We start from the raw sequence: 19,501 nt of genomic DNA on the forward strand, positions 1-19,501 counted from the left end.
TGCTCACATAGATAACGGACATCTCGCCCGGAGGGTGCGGAGTTTCATCCCGCCGGGAACCGTCGGTCCACCCACCTCCACGCGAGCTCCAGGAGCAGGCCTCCCGTCGCCGCGATGGCGACCGCCGCCCACGGCATCGTCGTGCCCACCAGCTTCAGCGCGAAGAAGTCCTGGAGCCAGGGGACGACCAGGACCAGGAGGAAGGCGCCGCCCATCGTGGCGACCAGGGTGAGGCGCCACCAGGTGTAGGGGCGGGCGATGATCGCGAGGACCCACATGGAGACCAGGAAGAGGGTGAGGGTCGCCGCGCTCGTCTCCGCTTCCAGGGCGCCTTCGCCGCGGTAGTGGTGGCGGGCGAGGAGGTACGTGGTGAAGGTGGCCGCCGCCGCGATGACGCCGCCGGGGATCGCGTACCGCATGACCCGCCGTACGAAGTTCGGCTTGGCCCGTTCCTTGTTGGGGGCGAGTGCGAGGAAGAAGGCCGGGACGCCGATGGTGAGGGTGGAGAGGAGGGTGAGGTGGCGGGGGAGGAAGGGGTACTCGACCTGGGAGACCACCACCAGGACCGCCAGGAGGACCGAGTAGACGGTCTTGGTGAGGAAGAGGGTGGCGACCCTCGTGATGTTGCCGATGACCCGGCGCCCCTCCGCCACCACCGACGGCAGCGTCGCGAAGCTGTTGTTCAGGAGGACGATCTGCGCGACCGCCTTCGTCGCCTCCGAGCCCGAGCCCATCGAGACGCCGATGTCGGCGTCCTTCAGGGCCAGGACGTCGTTGACGCCGTCGCCCGTCATGGCGACGGTGTGGCCGTGGGACTGGAGCGCCGCCACCATGTCCCGCTTCTGCTGCGGGTTGACCCGTCCGAAGACCGCGTTCTCGTCGAGGACCTTCGCCATCTCCTCCCGGTCGGTCGGGAGGGTGCGGGCGTCCACCGTGTTCGCCGCGCCGGCCATGTCCAGCTTCGCGGCGACGGCGCCGACCGAGACCGCGTTGTCGCCCGAGATGACCTTGGTCGCGACGTTCTGGTCGGCGAAGTAGGCGAGGGTGTCGGCGGCGTCGGGGCGGAGGCGTTGTTCCAGGACGACGAGCGCCGTGGGGCGGGCGTCGGTGGCGACCTCCGGGTCGTCGAGTTCGTGTGCCGTACGGGCGAGGAGGAGGACCCGCAGGCCCTGTTCGTTCAGGTGGTCGATCTCGCTCAGGGTCGGGTCGTCGGCCGCGAGCAGCACGTCGGGGGCGCCCAGGAGCCAGGTGGAGTTCTCGCCGTCGCCCTCGCTGAAGGACGCCCCGCTGTACTTGCGGGCCGAGGAGAACGGCAGTGCCTGCGTGCACCGCCACTCCACCGTGTCCGGGTACGCCTCGATGATGGCCTGCAGGGAGGCGTTCGGGCGCGGGTCGGAGTCGCCGAGGGCGCCGAGCACCTTCCGTACGTACGTCTCGTCGCCGCCGTTGAGGGGACGGAGCTCCGTGACGTCCATGCCGCCCTCGGTGAGCGTGCCCGTCTTGTCCAGGCAGACGACGTCGACGCGGGCGAGCCCCTCGATGGCGGGCAGCTCCTGCACCAGGCACTGCTTGCGGCCCAGGCGTACGACTCCGATGGCGAAGGCGACCGAGGTGAGCAGGACGAGGCCCTCGGGGATCATCGGGACGATGCCGCCGACCGTGCGGGCGACGGAGTCCTTGAAGTTGTTGTCCTTGGCGACGAGCTGGCTGATGATCAGCCCGATCGCCGTCGGGACCATCATCCACGTCACGTACTTGAGGATCGTGGAGATGCCGGAGCGCAGCTCGGAGTGGACGAGCGTGAAGCGGGAGGCCTCCTCGGCGAGCTGCGCCGCGTACGCCTCGCGGCCGACCTTGGTGGCGGTGAAGGCGCCTCCGCCGGCGACGACGAACGAGCCGGACATCATCGGGTCGCCGGGTTTCTTGACGACCGGGTCGGCCTCGCCGGTGAGGAGGGACTCGTCGATCTCCAGGCTGTCGGCCTCGGCGACCTCGCCGTCGACGACGACCTTGTCGCCGGGGCCGAGTTCGATGAGGTCGCCGAGGACGATCTCGGAGGTGGAGAGTTCGGCGGTCACGCCGTCCCTGCGGACGGTCGGCTTGGCTTCGCCGATGACGGCGAGTCCGTCGAGGGTCTTCTTGGCGCGGAGTTCCTGGATGATGCCGATGCCGGTGTTGGCGATGATCACGAAGCCGAAGAGGCTGTCCTGGATCGGGGCGACGAAGAACATGATCACCCAGAGGACGCCGATGATCGCGTTGAAGCGGGTGAGGACGTTGGCGCGGACGATGTCGGTCGCCGAGCGGGAGCTCCGTACCGGTACGTCGTTGACCTCGCCGCGCGCGACGCGCTCGGCTACCTCGGCCGAGGTGAGCCCGGCGGCGCGGTGCACGACGGGCGGGCGGGCCGCCTCGGTCTCACTGCCGTCCGTGTCGATCTTCGCCCGCTGAGTCATGTTTTCGACGGTACGACCGGAACGGGGCGTTCACCTGCCGGGGAAGGCGAAGATCAGACCGGGGGAGGAGGGGAATGGTCCCCGGGTGCTACGCGGCCGGGGCGATTCGGGGGCTGGTCTCAGGGGTTGGGCCTCGGACGCCGGGTCTCGGGCGCCGGCTCTCGGGCGCCGGGCGGCCTCGGGCGCCGGGTCTCCGGGCTACGCCCCGTGCGCCTGGGCGTCCGGCCCCGCCGTCCGTGCCGCCGCCTCGTGCCGCTTGATCGCCGCGTCCCTCTTCCGTACGTACCAGATGCCGATCAGGCCGAGGCCCGCGCCGGCCAGGCAGGTCCACACCCACCAGGTGAGGTCCCGGTCGTCGAACCAGCCGTAGAAGGGGACCTGGACGACGAAGAGGACGAACCACAGGATCGTTCCGCCGGTGATGGTGGCGACGACGGGCCCTTCGAGGGGCTCGGGTGCCTCGTGCTTCGGTGTCCACTTCGCCATGGGGCCAGTCTAGGTGGCGCGAAATCGTACCCACGCATGGTCTACGCGCGGAGATAGACGCTGGCTCGCTCATGTGTTCATACTGAAACGGTTTGCCTCTGGCGGGTTTCCTTCGTATGAACCGCCAAAAGATCCCTTTAAAACGGACTTCTCCGCTCCGAAGAGGAACCCACCCCCATGAGCACCACGGCCACCGCCAAGGCCACATCTCCCGAGGGACCCCAGGGCCCCGAAGGCCCCGTCTCCGGTCTCGACCGCTACTTCAAGATCTCCGAGCGCGGCTCGACCGTCGCCCGCGAGGTCCGCGGCGGCTTCGCCACCTTCTTCGCGATGGCCTACATCATCGTGCTGAACCCGATCATCCTCGGCAGCGCCAAGGACATGTACGGGCACCAGCTCGACGGCGGCCAGCTCGTCACCGCCACCGTCCTCACGGCGGCGTTCTCGACGCTCCTCATGGGCGTCATCGGCAACGTCCCGATCGCCCTCGCCGCCGGCCTCGGCGTCAACACGGTCGTCGCGCTCCAGCTCGCGCCGCAGATGTCCTGGGCCGACGCGATGGGCATGGTCGTCCTCGCCGGTGTCGTCGTCATGCTGCTCGTCGCGACTGGTCTGCGCGAGCGCGTGATGAACGCGGTCCCGGTCGGCCTCCGCAAGGGCATCGCGATCGGCATCGGCCTCTTCATCATGCTGATCGGCCTCGTCGACTCGGGCTTCGTCTCCCGCATCCCCGACGCCGCGCACACCACCGTCCCGCTCCAGCTCGGCGGCGACGGTCACCTCACCGGCTGGCCGGTCCTGGTCTTCGTCCTGGGCACGCTCCTCACCCTCGCCCTGATCATCCGCAAGGTGCCGGGCGCGATCCTCATCTCGATCGTCGTCATGACGATCGTGGCGATGGTGATCAACGCGGTCGCGACCGTTCCCTCCTGGGGCCTCACGACCCCCGAGTGGCCGGGCAACCCCGTCGCCTCGCCCGACTTCGGCCTCGTCGGCGAGGTCAGCCTCTTCGGCGGCTTCGAGAAGGTCGGCTACCTGACCGGCGTCCTCTTCGTCTTCACCGTGCTGCTGTCCTGCTTCTTCGACGCCATGGGCACGATCCTCGGCGTCGGCGACGAGGCCAAGCTGATCGACAGGGACGGCAACTTCCCCGGCATCAACAAGGTCCTCCTCGTGGACGGCCTGGCCGTCGCCTCCGGCGGCGCGACCTCCTCCTCGGCCACCACCTGCTTCGTGGAGTCCACGGCGGGCGTCGGCGAGGGTGCCCGTACGGGTCTCGCGTCGGTGGTCACCGGCGGTCTGTTCTCGGTGGCGCTGTTCCTCACGCCGCTGGCCACGATGGTCCCGTCCCAGGCGGCGACGCCCGCGCTGCTCGCGGTCGGCTTCCTGATCCTGGCCGGTTCGGTCAAGGACATCGACTGGAGCGACTTCACCATCGCGGTGCCGGCGTTCCTCGCCATGGTGATGATGCCGTTCACGTACTCGATCACGAACGGCATCGGCATCGGCTTCATCGCGTTCAGCGTGCTGCGCCTCGCGGCCGGCCGGGGCCGTGAGGTGCCGGTGGCCATGTACGCCGTGTCGGCGGTCTTCGTCTTCTACTACGCGATGCCGGCGCTCGGCCTCACGTGATCGGGGGGCGCGGCGGCCCCCGGGCCGTCCGCGCCGTCCTCCCCTTCCTCCGCGTAGAACTTCTCCGTCTCGTCGACGGCGGTCTGGAACCGCTCGTCGAAATCCTCCCGAATGAGCGTCCGGACGACATAGTCCTGGACGCTCATTCCTCTTTTCGCGGCGTGGCTTCTGAGCCGGTCGAGCAGCTCACCGTCGATGCGCAGGCTGAGCACTGTCGATCCCATGCCGTTCAGGGTCGGGGCAGCCGGGGCATCTTTGCGTCACTTTCTGGATCGGACTCACTCGTTTGGGTGATACATGGATGCCGGAGTGTGATCTGGCCTGCGCTGTGCTGCCACCTGCGGGGCCGGATACGGGTGTGATCCGCGTGACGTCGGCGCGTTCCCGTTGGTATTTAGCGAGAGTAATGAGTTAGGCTAACAAACATGCCTGACCTGTCCCACGGCACCGCCGACGACGACGCGGCCGTGAACGCGCTCCGCTCCTCCGTCATGCGACTCGGCCGACGCCTCAAGCACCAGCGCGTCGACGAGTCGCTGAGCCCCACCGAGATGTCGGTGCTCGGCACCCTCGCGCTCTGCGGCTCCGCCACCCCCGGCGAGCTGGCCCGCAAGGAGCACGTCCAGCCGCCGTCGATGACCCGCATCGTCGCGCTGCTCGAAGCCAAGGGACTGGTCCGGCTCGAGCCGCACCCCGACGACCGACGGCAGAAGGTCGTCAGCCAGACCGAGCGGGCCGAGGCCATGCTCGAAGAGTCCCGCCGCAAGCGGAACGCCTGGCTGGCCACCCTCGCCGAAGGCCTGGACGAGGACGAATGGGCCAAGCTGCGCGCCGCCGCCCCGGTCCTGGAGAAGCTCGCCCACCTGTAATCCACGCGCCAAGGAGGCGACGCACTTTGAGTACGGGACCCGGAGCAGACTCCGCACCCGTCCACAAACCCACCCTCAAGACCCGCGGGCGGGGGGAAACCTTCTCCTCGCTCCGTATCCGCAACTACCGGCTGTTCTTCACCGGAGCGATCGTCTCCAATACCGGTACGTGGATGGCCCGCATCACCCAGGACTGGCTGGTCCTGAGCCTCACCGGCTCGGCCGCCGCCGTCGGCATCACCACGGCCCTGCAGTTCCTGCCGATGCTGCTCTTCGGCCTGTACGGCGGTGTCATCGCCGACCGCTACCCGAAGCGGCGCCTGCTGCTCTTCAGCCAGGCCGCCCTCGGCCTCTGCGGCCTCGCACTCGCCGTCCTCACCCTCTCCGGGCACGTCCAGGTCTGGCACGTCTACCTGATCGCCTTCCTCCTCGGCATGGTGACGGTCGTCGACAACCCGGCCCGGCAGGCGTACGTCTCCGAGATGGTCGGCCCGAAGCAGCTCCGCAACGCCGTCTCGCTCAACTCCGCGAACTTCCAGTCCGCGCGGCTCGTCGGCCCCGCGGTCGCCGGTGTCCTCATCGCCGGGGTCGGCAGCGGCTGGGCCTTCCTCCTCAACGGCCTGTCCTTCCTCGCGCCCCTCGTCAGCCTCCTGCTCATGCGGACGAGCGAACTCCACAAGGTGGAGCGCGCGCCGCGCGGCAAGGGCCAGCTGCGGGAGGGACTGCGGTACGTGGCCGGGCGGCCGGACCTGATCTGGCCGATCGTCCTCGTCGGCTTCGTCGGCACGTTCGGGTTCAACTTCCCGATCTGGCTCACGGCCTTCTCCGGTGACGTCTTCCACGTCGGCGCCGGCATGTACGGCTTCCTCAACACCCTGATGGCGGCCGGCTCCCTCGTGGGCGCCCTCGCGGCGGCCCGGCGGGGCTCGACCCGGCTGCGGATGCTGGTCCTCGCGGCCGGCGTCTTCGGCGTCCTGGAGATCGCGGCGGCCCTGTCGCCCACGTTCTGGCTGTTCGCCGTACTGCTCGTGCCGATCGGCATGATCGGCCTCACGGTGAACATCACCGCGAACTCCGCCGTCCAGATGGCGACGGACCCGGCCATGCGGGGCCGGGTGATGAGCCTCTACATGATGGTCTTCGCCGGCGGCACCCCGATCGGCGCGCCGCTCCTCGGCTGGATCACCGACACGTACGGCGCCCGTGTCGGCTTCGCCACGGGCGGCGCGATCTCGCTGGCGGCGGCGGTCCTCGTGGGCCTGGTCCTGGCCAGGGTCGGCGGCCTCAGGGTCGCCTGGACCTGGCACCACGGGCACCCGCAGGTGCGGTTCGTGGCGCGCGAGCGGCTGGCGACGGCGGCCTGACTCCCGGGGGCGGGGCGTGGGTTCTGCCCGCCCCGCCCCGGAGAGGTGGAGGCTCTGGCTCCGCCTCACCAGGGCGGGAGTGGAGTTTCTGCCTCCGCTCCGGCCACCCGCCAGCCCCCCGCATCACTCCCTTGATCCCTCGCTCACGTGTGCGAAGATCGCGGCACCGTGCAGGTGAGTGATCTTGAAAGGGGGGCTTACACGCCCATGTCCCTACGTTCCGCCCACATACCGAGCCGCCGCCGAGGCCCCGGCTCGTCGAAGGCTCCGGCGGCCGCCACCGCACCGCCGCAGCGACGGATCGGAGCCGTTCCGTCATGCCGCTGAGCCGCCGTACCCTCCTGACCGCGATGGCCGCCACCCCGGCCCTCGCCCCGGCCCTCGCCCCCGTCGGCGCCGCCCATGCGGCCGCGCCCGCGGCCGGCACCCACACCGCGTCCGCGTCGGCGGCCGTCGCCGGGAGCCTGCCGCCCGGCAGCCTGCCCCCGGGGCACAGGTTCGACCTGAAGGCCGAGCCCGTCGACCTGTACGGCAAGGAGCTCCTCCTCGCCCAGACCAGGGTGCACCAGCAGGTCGCCTTCGATCCGGTGACCGGCCTGGCCTACGCCGTACAGCTCATCAGCGGCAACCGCCAGCTCAAGGACGAGCCCGCTCGTGTGCCCGGCGAGGACCGCAACCGCCTGGGCCACCTCTGCGTCAACCAGCTCGCGCCCGACGGCACCGTCCTCGCCGTCATGTACCTGAGGGGCTTCGGCCACGGCGGCGGACTCGGCGTCGAGCACGTCGACGGCACGCCCTGGCTCTGGCTGGAGACCGACGCGGACCCCGTCACCAGCGACGGGAACCCCGACACCGACGAATTCGCCTACGGCAAGCACATCGGCCGGGTCGCGTTCACGCCCGACGCCATCGTCGACGCCGGGAGCGGGCTCGTCGAGGTGTTCGACCCCGTCCCCGGGGCCACCCGGATCACCCCGTCACTGGACGTCGACCACGGCCGCATCGCGGTGCACCACGTGTCGTCCGGCGTCGCGGAGTACCGCGTCTACGACTTCGCGGCCTTCAAGCGCCGCGAGTTCACCCCGCAGCGCAGCTTCCCGGCGAAGTACCGCACCCAGTCCTGGTGCCTGTACGGGAACCTCGTCTACCAGAACGAGGGCAGCGCCTACAGCGCCACCAACCCCAGCCCGGGCAACTCCTGGTGGAACGTCTACGACGTCACCGCCGGCCACGTGATCGAGCGGACCTTCAACGCCACCGCTCTCCACCTGGTCCACCGCGAGACCGAAGCCATCACCGTCCGCCGAACGCCCGACGGGCCGCAGCTCGTGTTCGGCTTCGCCACCCAGGAAACCCGACACATGGCCCTTTACGGCATCACCGGCACCACCGACGGCACCGGCGACCACGTCCCGTGGACGTCCCTGGAGTGGGACAAGACCCTCTACGCCGCCTCCGGCACCTACCTCCCGCAGTACCGCCAGACGGGCAACCGCGTCGACCTCCACCTCCGGGTGAGCCGCGTCGACGGCAAGGCGTGGACCAGTGGCGACACGATCCTGATCCTCCCGCCGCACCTCCGCCCCAACCGCAGCCAGGGCATGGTGGGCCAGACGACCGGCGCCGGCACTGTCACCGGTCCCTTCACCGTCCGCTGGGAGGTCTCCTCCGACGGGGCGCTGCGCGTCTTCGATGAGCGCGGGATCGTCGGCTGGATCGGGCTGCACGCGGGGTACTTCACCAGCTGATCGCGGGACCGGATGATCGCGGGACCGGATGACCGGCGACCGGCTGTCCGCGTGACCGCGTGACCCGCTGGCCGTGTGACCGGCTGGCGGTGTGACCGGCTGTCCGCGTGGGCAGCCGGTTCGCCCGCCGAGCCGGCCGTGTGCCCAGCCCGGCCGCGTGCCCAGCCGCTGCTCCGTGGGCACGCGGCCGGGTCGCGGACCCGTCAGACCCGCCGCTCCAGGACCTGGCCCTCCCACTCGCCCACCGCGAAGGTCTCCGTCCGGGTGAAGCCCTGGTTCTCGTAGTACGTGATCAGGCGGCCCTCGCTGCCCGCGAAGCAGTCGACACGCAGCAGTGACACCCCCTGCCGCCGCGTCTCCGCCGCCGCGTGCTCCAGGAGCGCCGCCCCCACCCCGTGCCCGTGGAACCGCACGTCCGTCGCGAGGAGCCGTACGTACACCTCCGGCTCGCCCGCCGGCTCGACGTACTGCCCTGGGAACGGCGTCAGCGTCATCGTCCCCGCCGGTACGCCGTCGATCTCGGCGATCCACGGATCGCCCGCGCCCATGGTGTCCTCGACCTGCCGCACCGCCTTGGGGCGCGCCGAGAACGGCTCCGTGCCCCACTGGGCGGTGATCCCCTTGCCGTTGAGCCAGACCACGGCACTGTCCAAGACGCCGAGTATCGCGGGGAGGTCCTCCGCCCGGCCCTTCCTGATGCTGATCTTCATGCCCGCGAGGCTAACCGCTGCCACACTCGCCTCATGAGGCTTTTCGCCGGCGTCCTGCCGCCGCCCAGCAGGCTCGACGAGCTCGGAGACGTCGTCGACCGTCTGCACCGGCTGCCCGGGGCCGAGGGGCTCCGCTGGACCTCGCGGCCCGGGTGGCATCTCACGCTCGCCTTCATGGGCGAGGTCGACGAGGAGCTGCTGCCGGAGCTGCGCGTACGGCTCGCCAGGGCCGCGCACCGCACCCCGCCGTTCCCGCTGCGGCTGCACGGCGGCGGCCACTTCGGGCGGCGCGCGCTGTGGACCGGGGCGGCCGGGGGCCTGGACGAGCTGCGGCTGCTCGCCGAACGCGCGGACGCCGCCGCGCGCCGGGCCGGGGTCCCGATGGAGGAGCACCGCCGTTACCAGGCGCACGTGACGGTCGCCAGGGCCCGGACGGGCGTGGTGGACCTCCACCCCTTCCTCGACGTGCTCGGCGGCTTCGAGGGCACGCGGTGGCAGGTGGGCGAGCTGGCCCTGGTCCGGTCGAACCTGCCGGTGAGCGGGGTGCCGGGCGAGCAGCCGAGGTACGAGAAGGTCGACGGCTGGCCGCTGGAGGGAGCGGACGGGACGGGGTGAAGGGCCCGTCGGGGCGGCCGGGTAACCTCGAAGGGTGGATCCGAAGACCCGTAACCGAATCATGGCCGGCGTGCTCGTACTGATGTTCGCGATCATCGCGGTGGCATCCGTGGCCGGCCTGTAGCCGCCGGACGCCTCAGCGGGCGCTCGCGGGCCGCCGTACGCCGCGGCCGGCCCTCGTCCGCCACCTCGTGGGAACCCCCTTGCTTCGAGCGCACTCGAAGCAGTTGGCTTGACGCCCATGGAGTACACGCAGCTCGGACGCACCGGACTCAAAGTCAGCCGACTCGTCCTCGGGACGATGAACTTCGGTCCCCAGACGGACGAAGCCACCAGCCACGCCATCATGGACACGGCGCTGGACGTGGGGCTCAACTTCTTCGACACCGCCAACGTCTACGGCTGGGGTGAGAACAAGGGCCGGACCGAGGAGATCATCGGTTCCTGGTTCGCGAAGGGCGACGGCCGCCGCGACAGGACCGTCATCGCCACCAAGGTCTACGGGAACATGGGCGCCGACGGCGAGGCCTGGCCCAACCACGACAAGCTGTCGGCGCTGAACATCCGCCGGGCGGTCGAGGACAGCCTCAAGCGCCTCGGCACCGACTACATCGACCTCTACCAGTTCCACCACATCGACCGCTCGACCCCCTTCGACGAGATCTGGCAGGCGGTCGACGTCCTGATCCGGCAGGGCAAGATCCTCTACGCCGGTTCCTCCAACTTCCCCGGCTACAAGATCGCCCAGGCCAACGAGACCGCCGCCCGGCGCGGCTCGGTCGGCCTCGTCAGCGAGCAGTGCCTCTACAACCTGTTCGAGCGGCGCGCGGAGATGGAGGTGATCCCGGCCGCGCAGGAGTACGGCCTCGGGGTCATCCCCTGGTCGCCGCTCCACGGCGGCCTGCTCGGCGGTGTCCTGAGGAAGGAGACCGAGGGCAAGCGGCGTACGGAGGGACGCGCGGCGGCCACGCTCGCCGACCCGGCGGCGCGGGCGCAGTTCCAGGCGTACGAGGACCTGCTCGACAAGCACGGTCTCGAACCGGGGGAGACGGCTCTCGCCTGGCTGCTCACCCGCCCGGGCGTGACGGGCCCGATCGTCGGCCCCCGGACGCCCGAGCAGCTGACGAGTGCGCTGCGTGCGCTGGAGCTTGAGCTGAGCGAGGAGCTCCTGTCCGGCCTCGACGAGATCTTCCCGGGCCCGGGGCCTTCCCCGGAGGCCTTCGCCTGGTAGTGGTCGCTCCTGAGGGGCGGTCGCGCCTCAAGGGCCGGTCGCTCCTCAGGAGTCGGTCGCTTCTCAGGCGCCGCCCAGCCAGCTCGTGGCGTCCAGGCGGAACGCCGTCTCGGCGGGGACGACGTTCCGCAGGGACGCCTCGATGTCCCGTACGCGGTCCGCGCCGAGGGTCGCCGCCCACTCCGCCCGCAGTTCGTCGAAGATCGCGGCGGAGCGGGCGAGGGCCTCGTAGCCGCGCGGGGTGAGGTGGACGAGTTTGCGGCGGGCGTCGGCGGGGTCGTCGGCGCGCTCGGCGTACCCGAGGGTGAGCAGCCGGTCGACGGTCTTTCCCGCCGCCTGCTTGGAGACGCCGAGGCGCCGCCCGATGTCGCTGGCGGTGGCGCCGTGGGCGCCGATGGCCTGCATGGCGAAGCCGTGCGCGGGGCGCAGGTCGGGGTGGCCCTCGGCGGCGAGGCGGGTGTGCAGCCGGTCGATGAGGGTGCGGAAGCCGCCGAAGAGGAGCAGGGGGAGTTCGTACCCGGGCCCGTCGGCTGGTCCGCTTATCCCCTTGCCCTGATCGACAACCTGGTTTACTTTCTCCCTGTCGGCATGGTCAACCATGTTGTCGATCCTATCCTCTCGTCCGGCCCGCTCGCATCGGAGACGCCTTGTCCGTGGACCTGTCCGCCCGCACCGCCAACGCCGTCGCCCTCCTCAAGGAGTCCCCCGAGACCCTCGACGGCTTCCTGAAGCTCAGTCAGATCTTCGAGTCCACCACTCTCGACCCGCACGCCCGCGAGACGGTGATCCTGACCGTCGCCACGCGCAACCAGTGCCACCTCTGCGTCGACATGCACGAGGCCAAGATGGCCGCCCTCGGCCCGGCGCCCGAGCCCGAACGGCTCGACGCCGTGCGGACGTTCGCCCTCCAGGTGCTCGCCACCTCGGGTGCGGTGAGCGACGGGGACCTGGCCGCCTTCGAGAAGGCCGGCTACACCCGCCGCAACGCCCTGGAGGTCGTCCTCGGCATCGGCGCCTACACCCTCTCCACCTTCGCGAACCGCCTCACGCGGGCCGCGTGAGCTCCCGGGCGCGTCCGTACGGGCCGCCCAGGCCCCACGCCTGGTGCATCGCGTCGGCGAACGCGGCGGCCAGCTTGTGCTCGCCGGAGGGACCCGGGTGGGTGCCGTCGTAGGTGTCGGTGCCGAGGTCGTACGACTCCGGGACCGTCGCCAGGAGCAGCGGCGACGCGGCCGTGTCCAGGTCGGCGACCGCCTTCGCGAGGAGCTCGTTGAAGCGGGCGCACTCGGCCGCGAAGGGGGCGTCGTACCCGGCGCGGACGTTGGGTATGACCGGCAGGAGCACGGCCCGCACGCGTGGGTTCGCGGCGCGGGCCGCTGCGACGAACGCCCGGACGTTGGCGTGCGTCTGGTCGCTGTCGGTGTAGAAACCGAGGTCGATCAGGCCGAGGGAGATCAGGAGCACGTCCGCCCCGGTCGCCGTGACCGTTTCGCCGATGACCGGCGCCATGTGCAGCCAGCCCTCGCCCCAGCCGGCCAGATGGCGCCGGGCGGGGGCGGGGAAGCCGGGATCGGCGTAGGCGTCCGAGACCGGGGCGTCGGCGGCGGGCTCGTACAGCCGGGTGCGGGGGCCGACGATCTCGTACGCGCCGGGGAGCGTCGCTTCCAGGTGCCGCCACATGCGGTACCGCCAGGTCCAGTCGCCGGCGCGTCCGATGGTCATGCTGTCGCCGACGAACAGAAAACGCATGGTCATATCATCGCGGACGCCGTCTCGGACCTGCGACGTGATCCGGGACACGGGCCACCAACCGCTCAGCCCCGGGCTTCCGGGACTATCCGTTCAGGAACGAGTCCACCGTCTTCGCGAACCGCTCCGCGTCGTCGTGCCACGGGAAGTGCCCCGCCCCGTCCAGGACGGCCAGGGCGGCCTGCGGGAACAGCTTCGCGTACGCGGCGGCCGTCGGGACCGGCGTGTTCACGTCCCCCTCCCCGGCCACCACGAGCACCGGACGCGCGAACTCCGCGAACACCGCGCGCGTGGCCGCCGTGTCGAAGGCACCCTCACCCGCGAAGACGCCCGCGCCCTCGCCGTTCCGCTGCCCCTCCCCGGCCGCGTGCCGCTCCCGCGCCGCCTCGTCCCAGGTCCCGTGGAAGAACGGAGCCACCGCCCCGAACGACTCGGCCGTGCCCCGCCCCGCCGTGACGTCCTCCAGAGCCGCGTACGCGGGCCCGAACCACGGCTCGTCCCGCCGCAGCCGCGCCGCCGCGAGCCGCTCCTCCGGGGCGGTGTCGAGCCCGACGGCCGCCGTGCCCGGGGTGACGAGCACGAGCCGGCCGACCCGCCCGGGGTACCGGGTGACGTAGAGCGCGGCCAGGTTCGCGCCCGCCGAGTGGCCCAGGAGGTCGACGGTGTCGAGGCCGAGGTGCACGCGCAGCGCCTCCACGTCCTCGACGAGCCGGTCGCAGCGGTACGAGGCCGGGTCGTCCGGCACCGCCGACGCGCCCGTGCCCCGCAGATCGAGCCGGATCAGCGGGCGGCGGACCGCGAGGCCGCCGAGGTCACCGAGGTAGACGGAGTCCTGGAGCGGACCGCCGGGCAGGCAGATCAACGGCTCTCCGGAGCCGGAACCGAACGCGTGGTAGGCGAGCACGGTGCCGTCGGGAGCGGGGAAGGTAGGCATGATCGCGACCATGACAGCGCCTCCCGCGCCGGTCAACCGGGTTTCCCACGGCCCTGACCCCGTTCCGAGTCCGACCCGGGCTCCGACCCCGACTCCGACCCCGACTCCGGCCCCGACTCCGGCCCCCGCGCAGGTCAGGGAGGTTTCAGGGGCAGCGGACCGGTCTCCCGCCCCCGCACCGTGGCAGGCTGGGGGACATGCGATCTGCTCTGTGTGCCCTCGGCGTGGCGGTGGCCCTCGTGCTGCTCCCGGCCGGTCATGCCCGTGCCCAAGGGCAGGACCCCGACCAGGACTTCACGATCGAGGACTCCCGTGTCACCGAGTCCAGCGGTCTCGCCGCGAGCCGCGCCCACCCCGGGATCTACTGGACGCACAACGACCAGGACGCGCCCCTGATCTACGGCATCGACTCCCGTACGGGCGAGACGGTCGCGACGCTCACCATGCAGGGCGTCGGCACACCCCGGGACATGGAGGCCATCGCGGTCGGACCGGACGGCGACATCTACGTCGGCGACATCGGCGACAACCTCGACGGCTCCTGGGACCACGTCTGGATCTACCGCTTCCCGGAGCCGAAGGCGCTGAAGGACCAGAAGGTGGCGGCGAAGCAGTACGTCGTGAAGTACGCCGACGGGCCGCGCAACGCCGAGGCCCTGATGGTCCATCCGAAGACCGGCCGGGTGTACATCGCCAGCAAGAACGAGGACGGCGGCGGGCTGTACGCGGGCCCCGAGCGGCTCTCCTCCTCCGGGACCAACGTGTTCCGGCGCGTCGGCGAGGTGCCGTGGGTGACCGACGGCGCCTTCTCCCCGGACGGCGGCAGGCTCGTCCTGCGCGGCTACTTCAGCGCCAGGGAGTACGTGTGGAAGGACGGCCGTACGGAAGGCGACGGCACCTCCGTCGGAGCGCCCTTCCAGGGGCAGGCGGAGTCGGTGACGTACACGACGGACGGCTCGGCGTTCATGTTCGGCTCGGAGGGCCCGAGCAGCGGAGTCGTCCGAGTGGACCGGCAGGAGACCGCGCCGCGCCCCTCGGACAGACCGGCGGACACCCCGGGCGGCGCGCCCGAGTCACCGAAGTCACCGGCCGCCGACGGTGAGGGAGGAAGCGCCACGGTGGGCTTCCTGGTCCTCGCGGGCGCCTTCGTGCTGGTCTTCGGCATCAAGCGCCTCCTGCGAAGAGACTGACACCGCCCCGCCACTTCCCCAGTCCCCGTGTCGACCGGGCGCGGCCCCGGGTCGAGACTGGAAGGAGACCGCACCTGACCGGACAGGCCGGGGACGAGCCGTGGAGGAGCCATGACGGCATTCACTCGCGAGGACACCCCCGTCGCCATCGAAGGCGGCGGTGTGGACTTCCGTACGCAGGAGGCCGGCGGCGACATGAATGTCGCCTTCGTCCACCTCCCGAAGGGCACCGACATGGCCCCGGCACTGAAGGGCCTCGAAGGCGATCTGTGCCAGTGCCCCCACTGGGGATACGTCCTGAACGGCCGGATCAGGATGCGGACCGCGTCGGGCGAGGAGATCTACGAGGCCGGACAGGCCTACTACTGGGGTCCCGGCCACGCCCCCGAGGCCCTTGAGGACGTCGACTTCGTGGAGTTCTCGCCGACCGCCGAGTTCCTGACCGTGATCGACCACGTGAAGGCGCAGTCGGGCTGAGCCGCTGAGCCGTGGCCGGACACGACGAAGGGCCCGGCGTCGGTCGTGTCCGGCGCGGGCCCTCGTTCGAGAAAGGGGTGGGTTACAGCTTCTCGATCACGTAGTCGACGCAGGCCGTCAGGGCGCGCACGTCCGCCGGGTCGATCGCCGGGAACATCGCGATCCGCAGCTGGTTGCGGCCCAGCTTGCGGTACGGCTCGGTGTCCACGATGCCGTTCGCGCGCAGCACCTTCGCGACGGCCGCCGCGTCGATGTCGTCCGCGAAGTCGATCGTGCCGATGACCTGGGAGCGCTTCGCCGCGTCCGTGACGAACGGCGACGCGTACTTGGACTCCTCGGCCCAGCCGTACAGCGCGTCTGAGGACTCCTTCGTCCGGGCCACGGCCCAGTCGAGACCGCCCTGGCCGTTGATCCACTTCAGCTGCTCGTTGAGCAGGAAGAGGGTCGAGAGCGCCGGGGTGTTGTACGTCTGGTTCTTGAGCGAGTTGTCGATCGCCGTCGGCAGCGAGAAGAACTCGGGGACGTGCCGGCCGGACTCGTGGATCTTCTTCGCCCGCTCCAGGGCGGCCGGGGAGAAGGCCGCGAGCCACAGGCCGCCCTCGGCGGCGAAGGACTTCTGCGGGGCGAAGTAGTAGACGTCCGTCTCGGTGATGTCGACCGGGAGGCCGCCCGCGCCGGAGGTCGCGTCGACCAGGACGAGCGCACCCTCGTCGCCGCCGGCGACCCGCTTGATCGGGGCGGCGACACCGGTGGAGGTCTCGTTGTGGGTGTACGCGTAGACGTCGACGCCCGCCTCGGCCACCGGCTCCGGGTGGGTGCCCGGGTCGGAGGAGATGACGGTCGGCTCCGCCAGCCACGGGGCCAGCTTGGCGGCCTTCGCGAACTTGGAGGAGAACTCGCCGAAGGTGAGGTGCTGCGACTTGTTCTCGATGAGACCGTGGGTCGCGACGTCCCAGAAGGCGGTGGAGCCGCCGTTGCCCAGGATCACCTCGTAGCCCTCGGGGAGCGAGAAGAGGTCACGGATGCCGGTACGTACCTCGCCGACCAGGTTCTTCACGGGAGCCTGGCGGTGGGACGTGCCGAGGAGAGAGGTGCCGGTGGCGGCCAGGGCGTCCAGCGCCTCCGTACGCACCTTGGAGGGGCCCGCGCCGAAACGGCCGTCGGCGGGCTTGATGTCAGCGGGAATCTGGATATCAGCCACGAGGCGGAGAGTATCGGGTCGGGAAGGGGCCGGTCTCCGGATGTCCGCCCGATGAGACGAGCTCTGAGACATCCTGGGCCTGTGGGAACACACGAGGAACACCCGTCCGGCCTCGCCGCCGCCCTGCGTGCCGCCGTCGCGGGAGACGTCGACTTCTCCACCACGGCCAGGGCCCTGGCCACGATGGACGCCTCCAACTACCGCCGGGTCCCGGTCGGTACGGTCGCGCCGCGCGACGCCGACGACGTCGCCGCCGTCCTCGAGGTGTGCCGGGCCCACGGGACGCCGGTCGTCGCGCGCGGCGGCGGTACGTCCATCGGGGGCCAGGCCACCGGGACGGGGGTCGTGCTCGACCTCACACGGCACATGACGGGCCTCGTCTCCCTGGATCCGGAGGCACGGACGGCGGTCGTCCAGCCGGGGCTCGTCCTCGACCGGCTGAGGGCGGCGGCGCGGCCGTACGGGCTGACCTTCGGCCCCGACCCGTCCACGCACAGCCGCTGCACCCTCGGCGGCATGATCGGCAACAACGCCTGCGGGGCGCACTCGGTGGCCTGGGGGACCACGGCGGACAACGTGCGCTCGCTGGAGACGGTGAGCTACCGGGGCGCGAGGTTGACGCTCGGGCGGGAGGGGCGGGGCGCGCCGCCCGGACTCCTGGACCTCGTCGGCGACCACCTGGCCCTGCTGAGGACCGGCTACCCGGAGGGTCTCCCGCGCCGGATCTCGGGGTACGCGCTCGACGCGCTGCTTCCCGAGCGGGGTGTCGACGTGGCCCGCTCGTTCTGCGGCAGCGAGGGCACGCTCGGGGTCGTGACGGAGGCGACGGTGCGGCTCGTCCCGCTGCCGGAGGAGCCGGTGCTCGTCGTCCTCGGGTACGCCGACGAGAGCGCGGCGGCCGAGGCGGCGGCGGGGCTCCTGGAGTACGGCCCGCTGACGGTGGAGGGCATGGCGGCCGATCTCGTACGGGGTGCGGAAGGGCTGCCGAGGGGCGGGGCCTGGCTGTTCTGCGAGGCCGAGGGGGACGCGGCGGCCCGGCGTCTGGTGAGGGCGGCGGACGCGCTCGACGCGGCCGTCGTGAGGGATCCGGCGGGGCAGCGGGCGCTGTGGCGGATCAGGGAGGACGCGGCGGGGACGGCCACCCGGATGCCGGACGGGCGGGAGGCCTGGCCGGGGTGGGAGGACTGCGCGGTGCCGCCGGTCCGGCTGGGCGCGTACCTCCGCGAGTTCCGTGGGCTGTTGGCCGATTTCGGTCTCCGGGGTGTCCCGTACGGGCACTTCGGGGACGGCTGTGTGCACGTCCGGATCGACTTCGACCTGTGGACGGGGAAGGGCGTACGGGAGTTCCGCGCGTTCTCGGAGGCGGTGGCGGACCTGGTGGTCTCCCACGGCGGCTCGCTCTCCGGGGAGCACGGCGACGGGCAGGCGCGGGCCGAACTCCTGCCGAAGATGTACGGGGAGGAGCTCGTCGGTCTCTTCGGCGCGGTCAAGGACGTGTGGGACCCGGACGGCGGCCTCAATCCGGGGATGCTCGTGCGGCCGAAGCCGCTGGACGAGGGGCTGCGGTTCACGGGCCTTCCGCTGGTGGGCGTGGGACGGGCGGCGGCCCGCTGCGTCGGGGTCGCCAAGTGCCGGGTGGACGGGCCGAGTTCGGGGCCGGGAGTGATGTGCCCGTCCTACCGGGCGACGGGGGAGGAGAAGCACTCCACGCGTGGCAGGGCGCGGCTGCTGCACGAGATGGCCCTCGGCGAGGTCATCACGGACGGCTGGCGCTCGGAGGAGGTCCGGGAGGCGCTCGACCTGTGCCTGTCCTGCAAGGGCTGCCGCAGCGACTGCCCGGTGGGCGTCGACATGGCCGCGTACAAGGCGGAGTTCCTCGACCGGCACTACGCGGGACCGGCGGGTTTCCTGCGCAGGCCGCGCTCGCACTGGACGATGGGCCGGCTGCCGCGCTGGCTTGATCTCTTCGGGCGGGCGCTGAACCCGGCGATGGGGCTGCCGTTCGCGGCACGCCTTGCGGGGGTGACGCCGGAGCGGACGATGCCGCGCGTGGCGGAACGGTCCTTCACGTCGTGGTTCGCCGACCGGGGATCGATGCGCCCGCCGGACCTGACGCTGTGGCCGGACACCTTCACGGACCACCTGGCGCCGCAGGTGGGCAGGGCGGCGGTCCGCGTCCTGGAGGAGGCGGGCCTGGGGGTGACGCTGCCGGAGGGCAGGGTCTGCTGCGGGCTCACGTATGTGTCGACGGGGCAGCTGGGGGCGGCACGGAGGGTCATGCGGCGGGCCCTTGACGTACTGGAGGGGGTTGCGGGACCGGTGGTCGTACTGGAACCGTCGTGCGCGGCGACCCTCCGCACCGACCTGCCGGAACTGCTGCCGGACGACCCGAGGGCGGCCCGCCTGGCGGCGTCGGTCCACACCTTCGCCGAGACGCTCGAGACCCTGGCGCCGGAGTGGGAGCCGCCGCGCGTGAACCGCCCGGTCACCGGCCAGACCCACTGCCACCAGCACGCGGTCCTGGGCGACGCGGCGGACCGCCGCCTCCGCGAACGCGCGGGCCTCACGGGCGAACTCGCGGGTGGCTGCTGCGGCCTTGCGGGCAACTTCGGCTTCGAACCGGGCCACTACGAGGTGTCGGTGGCCTGCGCGGAGGACCAGCTGCTCCCGGCCCTGCGAGCGGCCGCCCCGGACACGACCGTCCTGGCGGACGGCTTCTCGTGCCGAACCCAGATCGGACACCTGACGGAGGCCCGGGGCCGGCACTTGGCGGAGGTGCTGGCGGAGGCGCTGGACAGCGGCCTGGGGCCCCGCGAAGTGACGTGAACGCCGAGGTCGG

Annotated in this window: 18 protein-coding genes; 10 read left to right on the forward strand and 8 right to left on the reverse strand. The window is 71.5% G+C overall.

Annotation, left to right across the window (positions count from 1 at the left end):
* Nucleotides 1-44: 44 nt before the first annotated feature.
* The gene (locus ACZ4VK_RS14650) at nucleotides 45-2,456 is read right to left on the reverse strand and encodes an HAD-IC family P-type ATPase (protein WP_468352176.1); all 2,412 of its coding nucleotides are present in this window, start codon (nucleotides 2,454-2,456) and stop codon (nucleotides 45-47) included.
* A 198-nt stretch (nucleotides 2,457-2,654) separates the two neighbouring features.
* The gene (locus ACZ4VK_RS14655; protein WP_468352178.1) at nucleotides 2,655-2,942 is read right to left on the reverse strand and encodes a DUF2530 domain-containing protein; all 288 of its coding nucleotides are present in this window, start codon (nucleotides 2,940-2,942) and stop codon (nucleotides 2,655-2,657) included.
* 177 nt (nucleotides 2,943-3,119) lie between these two features.
* On the opposite strand from ACZ4VK_RS14655, the gene ACZ4VK_RS14660 reads away from it, so the two are divergent.
* Nucleotides 3,120-4,574 (forward strand): NCS2 family permease, encoded by a 1,455-nt coding sequence (locus tag ACZ4VK_RS14660; RefSeq protein ID WP_468352180.1) that lies wholly within the window; start codon nucleotides 3,120-3,122, stop codon nucleotides 4,572-4,574.
* Here ACZ4VK_RS14660 and ACZ4VK_RS14665 read toward each other — a convergent pair.
* Nucleotides 4,544-4,798: a hypothetical protein gene (locus ACZ4VK_RS14665; protein ID WP_468352182.1), complete on the reverse strand. Its 255-nt coding sequence runs from the start codon at nucleotides 4,796-4,798 to the stop codon at nucleotides 4,544-4,546. The two genes, ACZ4VK_RS14660 and ACZ4VK_RS14665, sit on opposite strands and share 31 nt — an antisense overlap.
* Nucleotides 4,799-4,999: 201 nt before the next feature.
* Here ACZ4VK_RS14665 and ACZ4VK_RS14670 point away from each other — a divergent pair, with 201 nt between their 5' ends.
* The 3 genes from ACZ4VK_RS14670 (at nucleotide 5,000) to ACZ4VK_RS14680 (ending at nucleotide 8,555) form a co-directional block, all read left to right on the forward strand.
* Nucleotides 5,000-5,443: a MarR family winged helix-turn-helix transcriptional regulator gene (locus ACZ4VK_RS14670; protein ID WP_389681063.1), complete on the forward strand. Its 444-nt coding sequence runs from the start codon at nucleotides 5,000-5,002 to the stop codon at nucleotides 5,441-5,443.
* Nucleotides 5,444-5,469: 26 nt separating this feature from the next.
* Nucleotides 5,470-6,807 carry an MFS transporter gene (locus tag ACZ4VK_RS14675; RefSeq protein ID WP_468352184.1) on the forward strand — a complete coding sequence of 446 codons (1,338 nt, stop codon included), beginning with the start codon at nucleotides 5,470-5,472 and terminating at the stop codon, nucleotides 6,805-6,807.
* Nucleotides 6,808-7,124: 317 nt separating this feature from the next.
* Entirely contained in the window at nucleotides 7,125-8,555 is a 1,431-nt protein-coding gene (locus ACZ4VK_RS14680; protein WP_468352186.1) for a phage baseplate protein, read from the forward strand.
* A 203-nt stretch (nucleotides 8,556-8,758) separates the two neighbouring features.
* Here the strand turns inward: ACZ4VK_RS14680 and ACZ4VK_RS14685 are convergent, their stop codons facing one another.
* On the reverse strand, nucleotides 8,759-9,265 hold the full coding sequence (locus tag ACZ4VK_RS14685) for a GNAT family N-acetyltransferase (protein ID WP_468352188.1): 507 nt from the start codon (nucleotides 9,263-9,265) through the stop codon (nucleotides 8,759-8,761).
* Nucleotides 9,266-9,298: 33 nt separating this feature from the next.
* On the opposite strand from ACZ4VK_RS14685, the gene thpR reads away from it, so the two are divergent.
* A complete protein-coding gene (gene thpR, locus ACZ4VK_RS14690; protein WP_468352190.1) occupies nucleotides 9,299-9,880 on the forward strand; it encodes an RNA 2',3'-cyclic phosphodiesterase in 582 nt (193 codons plus the stop codon).
* A gap of 241 nt (nucleotides 9,881-10,121) precedes the next feature.
* Nucleotides 10,122-11,111 carry an aldo/keto reductase gene (locus tag ACZ4VK_RS14695; protein ID WP_468352192.1) on the forward strand — a complete coding sequence of 330 codons (990 nt, stop codon included), beginning with the start codon at nucleotides 10,122-10,124 and terminating at the stop codon, nucleotides 11,109-11,111.
* Between the two features lie 63 nt (nucleotides 11,112-11,174).
* On the opposite strand, the gene ACZ4VK_RS14700 is transcribed toward ACZ4VK_RS14695, so the two are convergent.
* Nucleotides 11,175-11,711: a MarR family winged helix-turn-helix transcriptional regulator gene (locus tag ACZ4VK_RS14700; protein WP_468352194.1), complete on the reverse strand. Its 537-nt coding sequence runs from the start codon at nucleotides 11,709-11,711 to the stop codon at nucleotides 11,175-11,177.
* 47 nt (nucleotides 11,712-11,758) lie between these two features.
* On the opposite strand from ACZ4VK_RS14700, the gene ACZ4VK_RS14705 reads away from it, so the two are divergent.
* Nucleotides 11,759-12,172: a carboxymuconolactone decarboxylase family protein gene (locus tag ACZ4VK_RS14705; RefSeq protein WP_468352196.1), complete on the forward strand. Its 414-nt coding sequence runs from the start codon at nucleotides 11,759-11,761 to the stop codon at nucleotides 12,170-12,172.
* On the opposite strand, the gene ACZ4VK_RS14710 is transcribed toward ACZ4VK_RS14705, so the two are convergent.
* Entirely contained in the window at nucleotides 12,156-12,860 is a 705-nt protein-coding gene (locus ACZ4VK_RS14710; RefSeq protein WP_468352198.1) for a GDSL-type esterase/lipase family protein, read from the reverse strand. The two genes, ACZ4VK_RS14705 and ACZ4VK_RS14710, sit on opposite strands and share 17 nt — an antisense overlap.
* An 85-nt stretch (nucleotides 12,861-12,945) precedes the next feature.
* On the reverse strand, nucleotides 12,946-13,794 hold the full coding sequence (locus tag ACZ4VK_RS14715; protein ID WP_468352200.1) for an alpha/beta fold hydrolase: 849 nt from the start codon (nucleotides 13,792-13,794) through the stop codon (nucleotides 12,946-12,948).
* 197 nt (nucleotides 13,795-13,991) lie between these two features.
* Between ACZ4VK_RS14715 and ACZ4VK_RS14720 the strand changes: the two genes are divergently transcribed.
* Both ACZ4VK_RS14720 and ACZ4VK_RS14725 read left to right on the forward strand, forming a co-directional pair.
* Nucleotides 13,992-14,984: an SdiA-regulated/phytase-like domain-containing protein gene (locus ACZ4VK_RS14720; protein WP_468352202.1), complete on the forward strand. Its 993-nt coding sequence runs from the start codon at nucleotides 13,992-13,994 to the stop codon at nucleotides 14,982-14,984.
* Nucleotides 14,985-15,095: 111 nt separating this feature from the next.
* Complete coding sequence (locus tag ACZ4VK_RS14725) at nucleotides 15,096-15,461, forward strand: cupin domain-containing protein (protein WP_468352204.1); 366 nt, start codon at nucleotides 15,096-15,098, stop codon at nucleotides 15,459-15,461.
* Nucleotides 15,462-15,543: 82 nt separating this feature from the next.
* Here the strand turns inward: ACZ4VK_RS14725 and serC are convergent, their stop codons facing one another.
* The gene (serC, locus tag ACZ4VK_RS14730) at nucleotides 15,544-16,662 is read right to left on the reverse strand and encodes a phosphoserine transaminase (RefSeq protein ID WP_468352206.1); all 1,119 of its coding nucleotides are present in this window, start codon (nucleotides 16,660-16,662) and stop codon (nucleotides 15,544-15,546) included.
* Nucleotides 16,663-16,713: 51 nt separating this feature from the next.
* Here serC and ACZ4VK_RS14735 point away from each other — a divergent pair, with 51 nt between their 5' ends.
* Entirely contained in the window at nucleotides 16,714-19,488 is a 2,775-nt protein-coding gene (locus ACZ4VK_RS14735) for an FAD-binding and (Fe-S)-binding domain-containing protein (protein WP_468352208.1), read from the forward strand.
* The last annotated feature ends 13 nt before the right edge of the window (nucleotides 19,489-19,501 follow it).

The organism is Streptomyces sp. NPDC028711 (assembly GCF_055565415.1).

What these genes read in the sequence shown, in the direction of transcription:
- ACZ4VK_RS14660 (WP_468352180.1), top strand. Translation starts at nt 3,120, where the DNA reads ATGAGCACCACGGCCACCGCCAAGGCCACATCTCCCGAGGGACCCCAG.
- thpR (WP_468352190.1), top strand. Translation starts at nt 9,299, where the DNA reads ATGAGGCTTTTCGCCGGCGTCCTGCCGCCGCCCAGCAGGCTCGACGAG.
- ACZ4VK_RS14735 (WP_468352208.1), top strand. Translation starts at nt 16,714, where the DNA reads ATGAGACGAGCTCTGAGACATCCTGGGCCTGTGGGAACACACGAGGAA.
- ACZ4VK_RS14695 (WP_468352192.1), top strand. Translation starts at nt 10,122, where the DNA reads ATGGAGTACACGCAGCTCGGACGCACCGGACTCAAAGTCAGCCGACTC.
- ACZ4VK_RS14650 (WP_468352176.1), bottom strand. Translation starts at nt 2,456, where the DNA reads ATGACTCAGCGGGCGAAGATCGACACGGACGGCAGTGAGACCGAGGCG.
- ACZ4VK_RS14710 (WP_468352198.1), bottom strand. Translation starts at nt 12,860, where the DNA reads ATGCGTTTTCTGTTCGTCGGCGACAGCATGACCATCGGACGCGCCGGC.
- ACZ4VK_RS14725 (WP_468352204.1), top strand. Translation starts at nt 15,096, where the DNA reads ATGACGGCATTCACTCGCGAGGACACCCCCGTCGCCATCGAAGGCGGC.
- ACZ4VK_RS14685 (WP_468352188.1), bottom strand. Translation starts at nt 9,265, where the DNA reads ATGAAGATCAGCATCAGGAAGGGCCGGGCGGAGGACCTCCCCGCGATA.
- ACZ4VK_RS14720 (WP_468352202.1), top strand. Translation starts at nt 13,992, where the DNA reads ATGCGATCTGCTCTGTGTGCCCTCGGCGTGGCGGTGGCCCTCGTGCTG.
- ACZ4VK_RS14655 (WP_468352178.1), bottom strand. Translation starts at nt 2,942, where the DNA reads ATGGCGAAGTGGACACCGAAGCACGAGGCACCCGAGCCCCTCGAAGGG.
- ACZ4VK_RS14715 (WP_468352200.1), bottom strand. Translation starts at nt 13,794, where the DNA reads ATGCCTACCTTCCCCGCTCCCGACGGCACCGTGCTCGCCTACCACGCG.
- ACZ4VK_RS14670 (WP_389681063.1), top strand. Translation starts at nt 5,000, where the DNA reads ATGCCTGACCTGTCCCACGGCACCGCCGACGACGACGCGGCCGTGAAC.
- ACZ4VK_RS14680 (WP_468352186.1), top strand. Translation starts at nt 7,125, where the DNA reads ATGCCGCTGAGCCGCCGTACCCTCCTGACCGCGATGGCCGCCACCCCG.
- ACZ4VK_RS14665 (WP_468352182.1), bottom strand. Translation starts at nt 4,798, where the DNA reads ATGGGATCGACAGTGCTCAGCCTGCGCATCGACGGTGAGCTGCTCGAC.
- ACZ4VK_RS14700 (WP_468352194.1), bottom strand. Translation starts at nt 11,711, where the DNA reads ATGGTTGACCATGCCGACAGGGAGAAAGTAAACCAGGTTGTCGATCAG.